The organism is Microbacterium sp. 70-16 (assembly GCF_001898315.1).
Classification (GTDB): domain Bacteria; phylum Actinomycetota; class Actinomycetes; order Actinomycetales; family Microbacteriaceae; genus Microbacterium.
The window spans coordinates 91840-104891 of sequence record NZ_MKTQ01000010.1 but is presented as its reverse complement, the minus strand read 5'-3'; the positions used below and the strand labels follow the sequence as shown (position 1 = coordinate 104891).

Genomic DNA, 13052 nt, shown 5'->3' with positions numbered 1-13052 from the left:
CTTTACCACGCAGTCGATCGCTGGGCGACAGAGCGCAGCGACCCAGACGAAACGCAACCGATCAGGATGCCAGGGCGTCGGCGGGGCAGGCGAAGCGGGCGCGGTAGGCCGTGGGGGTGGTGCCGAGCGCGCGGGCGAAGTTCTGGCGCAGCACCGCGGCCGAGCCGAACCCGCACTCGTAGGAGATGGCATCCAGCCCGAGATCGGTCTGCTCCAGCAGCCGCTGCGCGTGGATGATGCGCTGCCGGCCCAGCCACGCGGCGGGCGTCGTGCCGAAGTCGGCCTTGAAACGGCGGGCGAACGTGCGCGGCGACATGTGGGCGCGCGCGGCCAGCTGGTCGACCGAGAGGTCGAGCCGCAGGTTCTCGAGCATCCAGTCGGTGACCGGCGCGAGCGACAGGGAGGTGGTCACGGGCAGCGGCTTGTCGATGAACTGCGCCTGGCCGCCGTCGCGCTGCGGAGGCACGACCATGCGCCGAGCGATCTTGTTGGCGAGCTCTGCCCCGAGCTCGATGCGCAGCAGGTGCAGACAGGCATCGATGCCCGCGGCGGTGCCGGCGCTCGTGATGATGCGGCCGTCCTGCACGTAGAGCACGTTGGGATCGACAGCGATGCCGGGATACATCGCCGTCATCGTGTCGGCGTAGCGCCAGTGGGTCGTGGCGCGGCGCCCGTCGAGCACGCCCGCGGCGGCGGCGACGAACGAGCCGCTGCACACCGTCAGCACCCACGCACCGCGCGCGACGGCGCGGCGGATGACCTCGAGCACCCGCTCGTCGACGTGCGGCCAGGACTCGCGTGGGATCGGAGCGACCACGACGAGGTCGGCCTCATCGGCGAAGGTCAGGTCGGCATCCACGTTGATCGTGAAGCCCAGGTTGCTCGGCACGGCGCCCGGATCGGGCGTCACGATGCGGAACTCGAAGTTCGGGATGCCGTCGTCGGAGCGGTCGAGGCCGAACGCTTCGCAGGCGAGCCCGAACTCGAACGGGGCGAATCCGGGCTGGACGAGGCACGCGACGGTCTGCATGGCAGAAATCCTACCCCTATGCGCAGTTCTGCCACTAGTGGCTGGATCACATGCTGCGTAGCGTTTCTGCCATGTTCCTCTTCATCACTCTCGTGGCCCTGGCGGTCGCCGGCATCGTCGGGACGCTCCGCGCCCTGCCGACCGACGGCTACCGCCAGCTCCCCACCGACCCGACCCGCCTCCCCTGACCTGTCGCCCGGTCACCGCCACGGCACCCGGCCAGCAAGCCGCTGGCCCGGCATCCGGTGATCCCGCGACGTTCGCCCGGCGCAACGCGCGGGTGTCGTACCGCGCGCTCGCACTTCGCGGCGGGCGAACGTCGCTGCCCGTCGTTCGCCCGGCGCAACGCGCGCGGCACAGCACCCGCCCGCGACACATCGCGACGGCGGAGCGCGACCACCCCGAGCCGCACCAGGGACGAACGCACCGAACGCGTCAGGAGCGACGCGCCAGCGACTCGACCGCGTCGAGCAGGATGCCGGCCGAGCGCGACCAGTCGAACCGGGCGATGTGCTCCCGGCCGGCGGCCACCACGCCCGCCAGCCGATCCGGATCGTCGAGCGAGCGCACGGCGGCGGCGAACGCCGCGGCATCCGTGCCAGCGGCATACAGCGCACCGCCGCCCGCCACCTCGCGGAAGATCGGCATGTCGGTCACGACCGCCGGCGCCCCCAGCGCCAGGGCCTCCGCGACCGGCAGGCCATACCCCTCGTCGAGGGATGCCGTCACCAACACCGCACGGTCTGCCAGCAGCGCCGCGTACTCGGGGTCGGTCACGCCGCCGTGGAACACGACCGAGGCTCCCTCCGGCAGCGGCGCCTCGGCCAGCAGGGCCTCGAGCTCGGCGCGGCGGGACGGGGAGATGCGCGAGAGCAGGTGGAGCGTGCGCCCCGGCAGGTCGCGCATGGCGCGCAGCAGAGTCTCGACGTTCTTGTAGGGCATGAACGACCCCATGTATACGAGGTTCTGCGCCCCGGGCACGACCATGGCATCCGCCGGCAGCAGCTCGGCCAGTCGCTGGGGCGCGTTGGGGATCACGACGACGGGCCTCTTCGTCAGCCGAACGCGTGCGAACTCGGCCGCCGAGGTGTCGCTGACGGTGGCCACGACGTCGGCGGCGTTCAGCGTGAGCCGCTGCGGCAGGTACGAGAGGTGGAACAGCCGCCAGCCGAGCCGCACGAACCACGGCAGATCGCGCGGCGGCGTGCGGTGGCGGTAGTAGATCGTGTCGTGCAACGTCAGGATCTGCCGGTAGCGGCGCCCGAACGTGCCGATCGTCTGCATCGGCGAGAACACGACATCCGGGCGATGCCGGTTCAGCTCCCGCGCCCGCAGCGGCTCACCGACGGCGGTGGGCGCGCCGATCGTGAGCGTCGCGGCGTCCGCGGGGAGGAACGCCCGCTGCCGGTCGTCGAAGACCAGGAACGCGACCTCGACCCCGCGCGCCGGAGCGAGCGCCGACACCGCGGCGGCGAGCTCGGCAGAGTACCGGCTGATGCCGTCGTGGAAGTCGGTACGGATATAACGGGCGTCGAAGAACAGGCGGGTCATCGCGCCGTCACAGGGGCTCGCCGCGGTACAGCTTCTCGAAGGTGTCGAGGGTCTTCTCGATGTCGTGGATGTCGACGCCATCGAGCGAGGCCTGCTGCATCCGCAGGTACTCCTGGGGCGATGCCGTGAGCACGCGGCGCAGCTTGTCGGCGAGGTCGTCGACGTCGCCCGGCTCGAACAGGTAGCCGTTCTCGCCGTCGTGCACGAGGTGCGGCAGCGCCACGGCGTTCGCGCCGACGACCGGCAGCCCGGATGCCATGGCCTCCATCGTCGCGATCGACTGCAGCTCGGCGATCGAGGCGATCGCGAACACGTCGGCGCGCGTGTAAGCGGCGCGCAGCTGCTCTTCGTCGACCCGGCCATGGAACGTCACGCGGTCTGTGAGCCCGAGCCGCTGCACCGTCTGCTCGAGGTTGCGGCGCTGGTCGCCGCCGCCGACGATGTCGAAGGTGATCTCGGGCAGCTCGGGCACGAGCCTGGCCACCGCCTCGAGGGTCGCCTCGACGTGCTTCTCGGTCGTCAGCCGACCGACGAACAGCACGCGGTGGTGCGAGCGCGGCGTGAGATCGGGCGTGTAGTTGCGCTTGTCGATGCCGCAGCTGATCGGGATGACGCCGTCGATGTCGATCGTGCGCTCGAGGAACTCCGCCGCCTTGCGCGTGGGCGTCGTGACCGCGCGCGACATGTCGAACGTGCGCTTGGCGTCGTCCCAGGCCAGCTTGATCGCGACCTTGTCGAGCAGGGGCGGCAGGGTCGTGAAGTCGATGATGTTCTCGGCCATGACGTGGTTGGTCGCCACGACCGGGATGCCGCGCTGGTGTGCGATGCGGGTGAGTCCGCGCCCGATGACGATATGCGACTGGCTGTGCACCACGTCGGGCTTCACCTCGTCGAGCACGCGGCGCGCGTAGTGCTTGCTGCGCCAGGGCCACACGAACCGGAGCCAGTCGTGCGGAGGCCAGCGCACCCCCGGGAGGCGGTGGACCGTGAGGTCCTGCCCCTCGATGTGCTCGGTGAACACGCCGTGGTTGCGATGTCCGACGCTCGGCGTGACGACGTGGACGTCGTGGCCGCGGGCGGCGAGTCCGGCCGAGAGCCGCTCGGCAAAACGAGCGGCGCCGTTCACGTCGGGAGCGAAGGTGTCAGCGGCCATGACGATCGTCAGCGGGCGACGGGGCGAGTCGTCGGCGGGCGTCGCGGATTCGGTCACGTGGTGCGGGGCCAATCTGTGCGGCGGGCGGCGGGACGCGGTCGCGTGCGCGCCGGTGAGAGTCTACCCGAGGGGTCCCGGGGAACACGGGTGGCCTTCGGCAACCCTGACAGGTGAGGCGACAACCGGCCCGTACCCCGCTCCCACGCGCCTGGGCCGAGTCAGACCACACCCGCCGAACCGGCGCACCCCAATCAGTGTCATGCACCGACGCGACCACACTCCCGTGATGATCGACCACCACACTGGTCACCCCCGACAGCCCGTTACCCGTGCGGTAGGCGACCGTCCGCCCCGCGAACGAATACCACCTCGTCGCCTGCAGCGCCGACACAGATGTCGAAGACACCTCCATCCCACCCGGCAGGAACACCGTCACCTTCGACGACCCCTCAAACCGCACCAACCGGTCACCACCCGCGTCGAACACACTCGACACCGTCGACCCCGACACCGTCGACGAGACCAGCTCCCCCTCCGCATCCCACACAAACGACGACACCGCCGACCCCTGCACCCGACCCGTCCGGTTGCCCGCCGCATCCCACACGAACGACACCCCCGCCTCACCGGCCACCTGCTGGCGTCGGTTCAGCCTGCGATTGGCACGAACCCTGGCCGACCGCCGGCGACGGCGAGGCTGCCCGGTACGACGACTAGCGCACCAGGAGCTTCACGAGCACCGGGTGGTGATCGGATCCCAGCGGTGCCACGTACTTTCCGCTCGCCATCTTGCCGGCGTTCTGCCAGCTGTAGACGATCGCTCGCGACGGGCGCACGAGCACCTTGTCGACGTGGTCCCCCCACTTCACGCCGATGACCGGGGTCAGCAGGCGCGACGGGTTGGCGCTGTTCTGATGCTGTCGACTCAGAGCCCGCGCCTGATCGTAGGCGTCATACCATCCGGCTTTCTCGAGCACGGCCATCGTGTCGTCGTTCGTGTGGGACTTGTTGGTGTTGAAGTCGCCGAGCAGGATGACGGGTGCCTTCGTCCAGTCGGTGAGCGTGCCGTGCGACTTCTTCAGCTTTGCCAGCGTCGAGGTCACGTACGCCGCGAGCCGTCCCGCCTCATACTCGCGTTGCGCGACCTGCGCCGCCGACGTCCCGACGACCAAGTGGGCATCCACGACGAGCACATATGCTCCCGAGCGGTGCTTGAGAGCCGCCCAGGCGAGCCCCTTGCCCGGAGCGGCCTTCGACCGCGCGAAAGTCGCGCTCCCGCTGGTCGCACCGCTCGCGTTCTTCTTCACGAGCGTGAACTGACCCGAACGCACGAGGATGTCGTTCTGACCGTTGACCACGAAGCCGTAACCCGTGGGAGCGGTCGTGTAGCGCGACGCCTCCTGCAGACCGACCAGATCGGGGGCGAGCTCGACGATCCGGGCGTTGATCGTCTTGGTGCGGGTGGCGATCGAGGCGCAGACGTTCGAGCAGACGTTCCAGCTGAGCGCCTGATAGCTGACGGCGCCGACCGGGGCGGTCGCCTCGGCGAGCATCGTTCCGTGCCCGACCCTGGCCGAGCGCGGCCCGGCGCCGGCAGCAGACACGGCTCGCACCTGCACGTAGTAGTCGCGCCCCTTCGCCAGACCGCTGAGAGTCGCCTTCGAGCCGGTCACCGTCATCGTCGGCTTCGTCATCGTGGGCATCCCGTCGTACGAGGTGGACGTGAAGACCTCGTACTTCGTCGCACCCGCGATATCGGCCCAGTCGACCGTCAGCGTGGCACCGGTCGACGTGAGCGATGCCGAGACGAAGCTCACCAGGCCGACCTGGGCAGGGCGCGCGGGCGCCGCCGTCGAGGTGTCGACGGGAGTCACGGTGAGCAGGGCGGCGGCCAGAAGCACGGCAACGGCCCCCCGGGGGGAGAGGAGGCGCATGGAGGGATGATAGCAATGGAACGTACGCTGGAGAAATGGCACGACTGCAGGCCGAGGCAGACCGCACCCGGTGGGTGCCGGTCACCGAGTCGTTCGGCTTCGGCGGGCGGCGGGCCCGCAAGAAGGCCATCCGGATGCTGCTCACGCAGGCGGGCTCGGCGCTCGGCGGGGCGGCGGCTCCGGGCACACGACCCGGCGGCGGTGTCACCGCCTGGGCGGTGAGCCAGGCCGCGCCCTGGCTCATGCGAAAGGCCGCCGGGCGCGTGCTGGTGTGGGTGTGGAAGGAAGACCCCGAGCTTCTGGTGGTCATGGCGCAGGTGCAGCAGGCGACCCCGCAGCTGCGCACCGCGCGCGCGATGATGCCGATGGAGTACGACGACACCGAGCCGTTCCGGGGCACCTACCTGGGGGTCGGCGAACGGCTCGTCATGCCGCTGCCGACCGACCCGGGCTCGCCGCCGTTCGCGACCTGGACATGGGACACGGGCACCCACATCGTCTCGGTGACGGCGGTGTGCTCCGACCGCGAGCGTTTCGGCACCGTCATCGGGGCCGTCGACGACCTCGCCCGCTCGCTGCGGCTGATCGAGGACCTGCCCCTGGGCGACTCGCCCGACGTGCTCCGCATCGAACCGCGCTGATCGCCCGCCGCGACGCCGTGCGCGTGCGCATCTAGCGCGGCGGGCGAGCCGTCGAGTCGCCCGACAGCCAGCGCAGCCACCACGACTGCGGGTCACCCTCGAGCACGAGGGCCCGCACGAGCAGGGTGAGCGGGATCGACAGGATCGCCCCGAGCGGCCCGATGACGAAGGTCCAGAAGATGACCGAGAAGAAGCTCAGGGTCAGGCTCAGATCGACGGCGTCGCTGACGAACTTCGGCTGGATCATCACCTGCAGCGTCACGTTCACGACGCAGTAGATCGCGATCACCGCGAGCATGAGCGGCCAGCCGCCCACCACGAGCGCCAGCAGCGCCGGCGGGACCAGGCCGACGACGAAGCCGATGTTCGGGATGAAGTTGGTCACGAACGCGAGGATCGCCCACACGATCGGCGCCGGCACCTGCAGCGCCCACAGCGCGAGGCCGTCGACGACGGCGACGACCGCCCCGAACGACGCGTTGACGACGTAGTACCGGCGCACGCCGCGATTGAACGCCAGGAACCGGCCGACGGTCGGACGCACGACCGCACCGAACGTGCGCTCGGCCCGGGCGTAGCGGGCTCCGTCGGCGGCCATGAAGATGACGTAGGCGAGCACGAAGAAGAAGGCGGTCAGGATGCCGAGGACAGCCCCGCCCAGCGAGGCGGCGTGGTCGAGCAGGGCCGAGGGGTCCAGCACCGACGCCGCGGCATCCGTGGCCTCCTCCTCGAGACCGAGCCCCTGCAGCCAGGCGACGAGCCCCTGCGCGGTCGTGGCCAGCTCGTCGGCGGAGTCGCGCACCAGCCGCACGAACTCGACGCCGGCGTAGTACAGCAGCAGGGCCAGACCTGCCAGCACGACGTACGCGACAGCGATCACGGCCGTCGTGGCGGCCCAGCCCGGCCAGCGGCGACGCTCGAGGGGATGGCGCACGGGGTGGCAGATGATGACGATGACCGCGGCCAGGGCCACCGGCCCGACGATCTCCCGCGCGAACGACAATCCCGCCAGCACGACGACCAAGGCGGCGAGCCCCAGGAGGATCCGCAGGGTCGGGGAGAGGGCCGGCGCCGGCGGCATCGCCTGCGGCGGGTGGGATCGGTCTCGGCGCACGACGTCAGGCTATCGCCCGCGCTAGCCTCGCCTCAGCGTCGGAGGAGAGACGGATGGACTTCAGCCAGTTCCTGGTCATCGGCGCCAGCGCCTGGGACATCCTGTTCGCCGCGCTGTCGGTCGTCGCCGGCTGGGTCGTCGCGCACTTCTCCGCGGCGGACTCGCCGTCGACACGCTGCTGTCGCGGATGGCGGAAGCCGCGGTGGGCGTGAGCGGCGTGCTCGGCACGCCCCCGCCGCGTGCCCTCCCGATCACGATCGGGCCTGACCGCATCACGATGCGGCTGCAGTACTGGCATCCGCCGCTGGACGGCGTGACGGTGACGGCCGCGGTGGTGCGGGCCGTGTCGGTCGCGATCGAGGGGGCCGACTGGCACGGCACCGTCAGCAGCACGCCGGGAGAGCCGCCCCTCGTGCCGCCCGACGCCATCTGAGCGGGCGATCTGAGCGGGTGGCGGCCGGAGCGCGTGCCGAAAGCAGGCTCGATCGGGCTCTCGCGGCTCGCGACGGCCCGGATCGTGCGGTTCAGCCTGCTTCCGGCACGGCCGGCGCCCCCACCCCTGCGGGCGGGGCCGCCGCTGCCATGATGGGCGCATGACCGCAGACCCCTGGCGCACGCCGTCCTCGCGCGCCGACCAGGCCGCGGCGGGCAGGGCTGCGCGCCGCACCACTGCACGCCGAGAGCTGTCGCGACTGGAGACCGCCGGCCGCGATCCGCTGGGAATCCTCGACGCCCAGAACGCGACGCGGGTGCCGGAGCTGGTGCCGCTGCGGCGCGAGCGGATGTCGGCGAGTCCCTTCGCCTTCTATCGCGGCACCGCCGCGCTCATGGCCGCCGACCTCGCCCGCACCGCCGACACCGGCATCCACGTCGCATCGTGCGGCGACGCCCACGTCGCGAACTTCGGCCTGTACGCCTCGCCGCAGCGCACCCTCGTGTTCGACCTCAACGACTTCGACGAGGCGGCGTGGGCGCCGTGGGAGTGGGATCTCAAGCGGCTCGTCACGAGCGTCGTGATCGCCGGGCAGGAGACCGGGCGCGACGAAGCCGTCGTGCGCGACGCCGTGCTGGAGGCGGTGCGCACGTACGCGAGGTCGGTGGCGTCGTACGTGCAGCGCAGTCCCGTGAGCCGCTACTTCGAGCACTTCGACGCCGCCGGCAGCCTCGCGATGCGCGACAAGGCGGGGCGGAGGGTCGTACGCGAGGCGATCCGCCAGGCCGAGCGGCGCACCGGCGAGCGCGCGGCGCGCAAGCTCACCGAACGGGGTGACGACGGTCGGCTCCGCTTCGTCGAGCAGCCACCGGCCATGGCGCACCTCGATGCGGCCACCGCGGCGCGCGTCGAGCGGGCGGTGTCCGACTACCGGCAGACCGCTCAGGTCGACATCCGCCTGCTGCTGGAGCACTATGTCGTGTCCGACACGGTGCTGCGCGCCGTAGGCGTGGGCAGCGTCGGCACGCGGTGCTATGTGACCGTGCTGCAGGACGGCGACGGACACGCGCTGCTGCTGCAGACCAAGCAGGCCGGGCGGTCGGTGCTGGTCGAGCACGGCGGATGCCGGCAGCCTCCGGGGGTCACGGCCCTCGTCGCGCCCCGTGGCGAGGGCGCGCGCGTCGTGGCGCTGCAGCGCATCCTGCAGGGGGTCTCGGATCCGTTCCTGGGGTCGTTCCGCGGCGAGACCGGCGACTACTACGTGCGCCAGTTCCGCGACATGAAGGGCGGCTTCGACGTCGAGTCGCTCGAAGACGGACCCTTCGGCCTGTACGCCCAGGCGTGCGCGACGACGCTGGCGCGCGCTCACAGCCAGTCGCCCAACGCGGCCGCGATCACCGGCTACATCGGCCGGGGTGCGGCGGTCGCCGAGGCCCTCCTGGAGTGGGCCTACGCCTACGCGACGCTCTCGCGGGCCGACTACGACGCCTTCATCGCCGCCCCCTCCGGTGGGGCCTGACCCGGAGGGTCCTGCGGTCGGGAGTCCTCCTGCGCCGCGGCGACGACAGGGAGCATCAGTAGGGCACGCCGGCGTGCAGGATGACGTTCGCGTACGGGCTGAACTCCCCCGAGCGGACGAACGCCCGGGCGGGTCGCATCCGCTCCTTGAACGTCACGTGCGGCACGAGCTCCAGCTCGACGCCGATCGCGGCGAGGCGCGACGACAGCAGCGCGAACACCTCCGGGTTCTGCTCGGCCATCTCGCTCGTGGCCGTCGCCCCCTCGACCGCGAGCTCGCCCAGCACCGTGTCGAGCACGTCGATGAAAGAGGGCATGCCCGGCCGGAAGGCGAGGTCGATGCGCTCGCTTCCGACCGGGATGGGCAGTCCGGCATCGCTGACGACGATCACGTCGGTGTGGCCGGTCTCGCTGATGACCCGTGACAGCCCGGGATGCAGGGTGGTGGCTGAGGAGCGCATCGTCAGAGGGCGACGTCGCCGACGAGGTTGACCCGGATGCCGATGCGGTCGAACATCGCCGCCTTGGCGACGAGCGCGCGGTCGGCGGTGTCGGCGTCGGGCGCGTAGACGAGCTGCGCGTGGTTGGCCTTGTGGCGGGCCATGAACTGGTCGCGGCTCACCCCGTGCAGCACCACGTGGGCGATCGGCCATTCGGGGTTGGTGGCGTCCTTGCGACGCTGCGTCTCCTCGGCGGGCAGCTCCACGATCGTCGCGCGGAAGATGTCGGCCTGCAGGATGCCGTCGGCGATGAACACGCGCGACAGCACGATCTCGCCGGGCTTGCTGACGCCGTTGATCGTCGCGCCGCCGGCGGGGAAGAACACGTGGCCCTGCCGCCATCCCTCTGCCTTGTCCCAGCCGCCCAGGTGGGACGCGGGAACCGAGCCGGAGATCTCGTACACCCAGACGAAGTCGTCACCGAACTGCTCGCCCCAGCGCACGTCGTGCAGCGTGTTGTCGGGCACGAGTCCCATCGCCGTCCACACCCGGTCGGTCACGAGCGCGTCGACGGCGACCCCCTCGTCGGCCTCGTTGAAGTGCGGGAAGGCACGGCCCGCGTGCAGCTCCCGCGAACCGTCCCGCGAGAGCACGGGCGGACGCTCGGTGGAGTTCAGGATGCCCTCGGCCAGGTCGGAGGCCGGCACCAGGTCCTTGAGTCCCTGCTGGTACTGAATGCCGACGGCATCCAACCCGAAGTCGTCGGCGATGCGCAGCGCCGCGATGTACATCTTCAGCTGCCACTGCACCTGTTCGCGCGTCAGCTCGGTGGTCGCGTCGTCGCCGTAGAGGAAGCGCATGCCGCGGCCTGTCAGCCAGTCGTAGGCCGCGTCGGCCTCGGCGTCGGTGACGTTGAGCATCTCGGCGTAGAGGGCGGACTGCGACAGCCGCTCCTTATAGATGCCGGTGCGGTTGAGCAGCTCGTCGTCGAAGATCGCGTTGTACATGCCCATGCAGCCCTCGTCGAAGACCCCGATGATGGCCTTGTCGGCCAGCAGCTGGTCGCCCAGTGCCCGGCCGAGCTCCACCTCGGGACTGTCGGGCAGCACCGGCAGCGGCCGCACGTGCGAGGCGTCGTGGGTGATGCGTCCGCTCTCGGTCCACTCGCGGATGCCGTCACGGAACCAGTCGTCGCTGAAGTCGACCGACCAGATCGTGGCGTAGTCCTTGCCCATCTTCGTGAGTCCGGCGTTCAGGCCCAGCAGTCCCACGAGGCCCGGCCAGTCGCCGGCGAAGTTCGCGACCGTGAGGATGGGACCCTGATGGGTGCGAAGCCCCGCCAGCACGTGGTGCGAGTACTGCCAGACGGCCTCGGCGACGATGAGCGGGGCATCGGTGGGGATGCTCTTGAAGATCTCGAGGCCCATGCGCTGGCTCGAGATGAAGCCGTGACCGGTGACGGGATCGACATCGTTGGCGCGGACGACCTGCCAGCCGAGCCCGGCCAGCACGGCCGTGACGCCGGCTTCGAGCTCGACCTGGGTGGGCCAGCCGGCGACGTTGGCCGACTCGCGCAGGTCGCCCGAGGCGATCAGGTACGCGGTGTTCGGCGCGGCGGCCGGCCGCGAGGCAGGGGCGGGAAGGGTGTATGTCATGGTGTCTCCTCGGGGGTGCGCTGGCTCCGTGCCAGGGCGTGGGCGATATCTCGGGTGGCGGGGTAGAGCCGCAGGTAGAGGTCGTAGAGCTCGTCGTAGCGGGCCGAACGCGACGGCTCCGGCTCGATCACCGTCTCGACGGGGTTCCACTCCTCGATGAGCGGCGGACTCCCTTCGGACACGGCGCCCGCAGCCAGGAACGCCGCGCCGTAGCTGGCCCCGATGGTCGTCGACGGCACCTGCTGCACGAGCCCGGTCACATCGGAGACGATCTGAAGCCAGAGCCTGCCCTGCGTGCCTCCGCCGACCGCGACGATCCGGTCGATCTGAGCGCCGGCGGCGCGCATCGTCTCGACGTTGTGGCGGACCCCGAACGCGGTCGCCTCCAGCGCCGCACGATAGAGGTCGCCCCGGGTGTGGCTGAGGGTGAGGCCGGCGAGCACCCCCCGCGCGTCGGGATCGAGGATGGGGGTGCGCTCTCCCGACAGATAGGGCAACATCAGCAGACCGCGCGCGCCCGGACCGGAGGACTCTGCCTCGGTGAGCAGGCTCGGATAGTCCGACGCCGTGAGGTCCTTGAGCCAGGCCGTGAGGGCGCCCGACGTCGCGAGGCCGCCCGCGAGGTTTCGCGTTCCGGGGAAAGCCCCGACGGTCATCCACATCGACGGCGTCCGCAGCGTCTGTGCACCCGTGGCGATGAGGAACATGGTCGTGCCGTACATCAGCATGAGGTCGCCCAGCCCGTGGGCTCCGACGCTCACCGCCTCGGTCCACGCGTCGATCGTCCCGGCGATCACGGGCGTTCCCACGGGGATGCCGGTGGCCGCCGAGGCGCCGGCCGTCACCGTCCCGGCGATCTCCCCCGCCCACCGCAGCGCCGGGGGCTCGAGCCCTGCGGCGAACCGGTCCCACCACGGCAGGTGCCAGCTCTCGCGCTCGACGTCATACAGCGGGGTGCACTGGCTCGCCGACTGGTGGTCGAGCACATAGGCGCCGGTGAGCTGGAAGGCGAGCCAGGACGCCGGCATGAACAGCCGCCGGGCCCGCGCGTACGCCTCGGGCTCGTTCTCGGCGGTCCAGACGATCTTGGGACCGGCGGCCTGGGAGGTCAGGGTCGATCCGGCGACGCGCGTGATCTCCCGCACGCCCAGGGATGCCGTCATCCGCTCGACCTGTTCGGTCGCCCGCGTGTCGACGCCGTAGAGGATCGCGGGGCGCACGGGCTCACCTGCCTCGTCGACGAGAAGGACGCAGGGACCCATGCCGCTGACACCGACGGCGACGACGACCGGGTCGTGCCGGACGGCTTCGGCGAGCAGCCGCCGGGAGAGGTCGACGAACTCGTCCCACCAGAGACGCCCGTCCATCTCGACCCAGCCGGGGTTCGGACGCCTGACGTCGTGGGCGATGGTCGCGGTCGCCAGGAGGACGCCGTGCGGATCGACCAGCACACCCTTGCTGCTGGACGTGCCTATGTCGACGGCGAGCGTGCAGCGCGTGGTCATTGCTCCTCCTCGAACCGATCGGTCGCTCTTCGTCCACCCTACACGAAATCGATTTCACGAACAATGTGCGCGCACGGC

12 protein-coding genes are annotated in these 13052 nt (G+C 70.9%); 4 read left to right on the top strand and 8 right to left on the bottom strand.

The window, feature by feature from the left end; genetic code table 11:
- Positions 1-61: 61 nt before the first annotated feature.
- From BGO46_RS03365 to BGO46_RS03350, 4 genes are all read right to left on the bottom strand, one after another.
- Positions 62-1030, bottom strand: coding sequence for a helix-turn-helix domain-containing protein (locus BGO46_RS03365; RefSeq protein WP_292673355.1), 969 nt, complete (start codon positions 1028-1030; stop codon positions 62-64).
- Positions 1031-1465: 435 nt separating this feature from the next.
- The gene (locus tag BGO46_RS03360) at positions 1466-2581 is read right to left on the bottom strand and encodes a glycosyltransferase (protein ID WP_292673358.1); all 1116 of its coding nucleotides are present in this window, start codon (positions 2579-2581) and stop codon (positions 1466-1468) included.
- A 7-nt stretch (positions 2582-2588) separates the two neighbouring features.
- Entirely contained in the window at positions 2589-3791 is a 1203-nt protein-coding gene (locus BGO46_RS03355; protein WP_292673361.1) for a glycosyltransferase, read from the bottom strand.
- Between the two features lie 656 nt (positions 3792-4447).
- Positions 4448-5668 carry an endonuclease/exonuclease/phosphatase family protein gene (locus tag BGO46_RS03350; protein WP_292673365.1) on the bottom strand — a complete coding sequence of 407 codons (1221 nt, stop codon included), beginning with the start codon at positions 5666-5668 and terminating at the stop codon, positions 4448-4450.
- A 35-nt stretch (positions 5669-5703) separates the two neighbouring features.
- Between BGO46_RS03350 and BGO46_RS03345 the strand changes: the two genes are divergently transcribed.
- On the top strand, positions 5704-6309 hold the full coding sequence (locus BGO46_RS03345) for a hypothetical protein (protein ID WP_292673368.1): 606 nt from the start codon (positions 5704-5706) through the stop codon (positions 6307-6309).
- A gap of 31 nt (positions 6310-6340) precedes the next feature.
- Here BGO46_RS03345 and BGO46_RS03340 read toward each other — a convergent pair whose 3' ends face one another.
- Positions 6341-7423, bottom strand: a complete 1083-nt coding sequence (locus BGO46_RS03340; RefSeq protein WP_292673370.1) for an AI-2E family transporter — start codon at positions 7421-7423, stop codon at positions 6341-6343.
- Positions 7424-7476: 53 nt separating this feature from the next.
- Here BGO46_RS03340 and BGO46_RS03335 point away from each other — a divergent pair, with 53 nt between their 5' ends.
- The 3 genes from BGO46_RS03335 (at position 7477) to BGO46_RS03325 (ending at position 9375) form a co-directional block, all read left to right on the top strand.
- Positions 7477-7635 carry a hypothetical protein gene (locus BGO46_RS03335; RefSeq protein WP_292673372.1) on the top strand — a complete coding sequence of 53 codons (159 nt, stop codon included), beginning with the start codon at positions 7477-7479 and terminating at the stop codon, positions 7633-7635.
- The gene (locus BGO46_RS03330; protein ID WP_292673375.1) at positions 7632-7856 is read left to right on the top strand and encodes a hypothetical protein; all 225 of its coding nucleotides are present in this window, start codon (positions 7632-7634) and stop codon (positions 7854-7856) included. Before BGO46_RS03335 ends, BGO46_RS03330 begins: the two co-directional genes overlap by 4 nt.
- 160 nt (positions 7857-8016) lie before the next feature.
- Positions 8017-9375 (top strand): DUF2252 domain-containing protein, encoded by a 1359-nt coding sequence (locus BGO46_RS03325; RefSeq protein ID WP_292673377.1) that lies wholly within the window; start codon positions 8017-8019, stop codon positions 9373-9375.
- Positions 9376-9430: 55 nt separating this feature from the next.
- Here BGO46_RS03325 and rbsD read toward each other — a convergent pair whose 3' ends face one another.
- Genes rbsD through BGO46_RS03310 form a run of 3 tightly spaced genes read right to left on the bottom strand, consistent with a single transcriptional unit; the run spans position 9431 to position 12974 of the window.
- Positions 9431-9835 (bottom strand): D-ribose pyranase, encoded by a 405-nt coding sequence (gene rbsD / locus BGO46_RS03320; RefSeq protein ID WP_292673379.1) that lies wholly within the window; start codon positions 9833-9835, stop codon positions 9431-9433.
- 2 nt (positions 9836-9837) lie between these two features.
- Entirely contained in the window at positions 9838-11469 is a 1632-nt protein-coding gene (locus tag BGO46_RS03315; protein ID WP_292673381.1) for a fucose isomerase, read from the bottom strand.
- Positions 11466-12974: an FGGY-family carbohydrate kinase gene (locus BGO46_RS03310; protein WP_292673383.1), complete on the bottom strand. Its 1509-nt coding sequence runs from the start codon at positions 12972-12974 to the stop codon at positions 11466-11468. Before BGO46_RS03310 ends, BGO46_RS03315 begins: the two co-directional genes overlap by 4 nt.
- Between the last annotated feature and the right edge of the window lie 78 nt (positions 12975-13052).

What these genes read in the sequence shown, in the direction of transcription:
- BGO46_RS03345 (WP_292673368.1), top strand. Translation starts at nt 5,704, where the DNA reads ATGGCACGACTGCAGGCCGAGGCAGACCGCACCCGGTGGGTGCCGGTC.
- BGO46_RS03325 (WP_292673377.1), top strand. Translation starts at nt 8,017, where the DNA reads ATGACCGCAGACCCCTGGCGCACGCCGTCCTCGCGCGCCGACCAGGCC.
- BGO46_RS03350 (WP_292673365.1), bottom strand. Translation starts at nt 5,668, where the DNA reads ATGCGCCTCCTCTCCCCCCGGGGGGCCGTTGCCGTGCTTCTGGCCGCC.
- BGO46_RS03315 (WP_292673381.1), bottom strand. Translation starts at nt 11,469, where the DNA reads ATGACATACACCCTTCCCGCCCCTGCCTCGCGGCCGGCCGCCGCGCCG.
- BGO46_RS03360 (WP_292673358.1), bottom strand. Translation starts at nt 2,581, where the DNA reads ATGACCCGCCTGTTCTTCGACGCCCGTTATATCCGTACCGACTTCCAC.
- BGO46_RS03310 (WP_292673383.1), bottom strand. Translation starts at nt 12,974, where the DNA reads ATGACCACGCGCTGCACGCTCGCCGTCGACATAGGCACGTCCAGCAGC.
- BGO46_RS03335 (WP_292673372.1), top strand. Translation starts at nt 7,477, where the DNA reads ATGGACTTCAGCCAGTTCCTGGTCATCGGCGCCAGCGCCTGGGACATC.
- BGO46_RS03365 (WP_292673355.1), bottom strand. Translation starts at nt 1,030, where the DNA reads ATGCAGACCGTCGCGTGCCTCGTCCAGCCCGGATTCGCCCCGTTCGAG.
- rbsD (WP_292673379.1), bottom strand. Translation starts at nt 9,835, where the DNA reads ATGCGCTCCTCAGCCACCACCCTGCATCCCGGGCTGTCACGGGTCATC.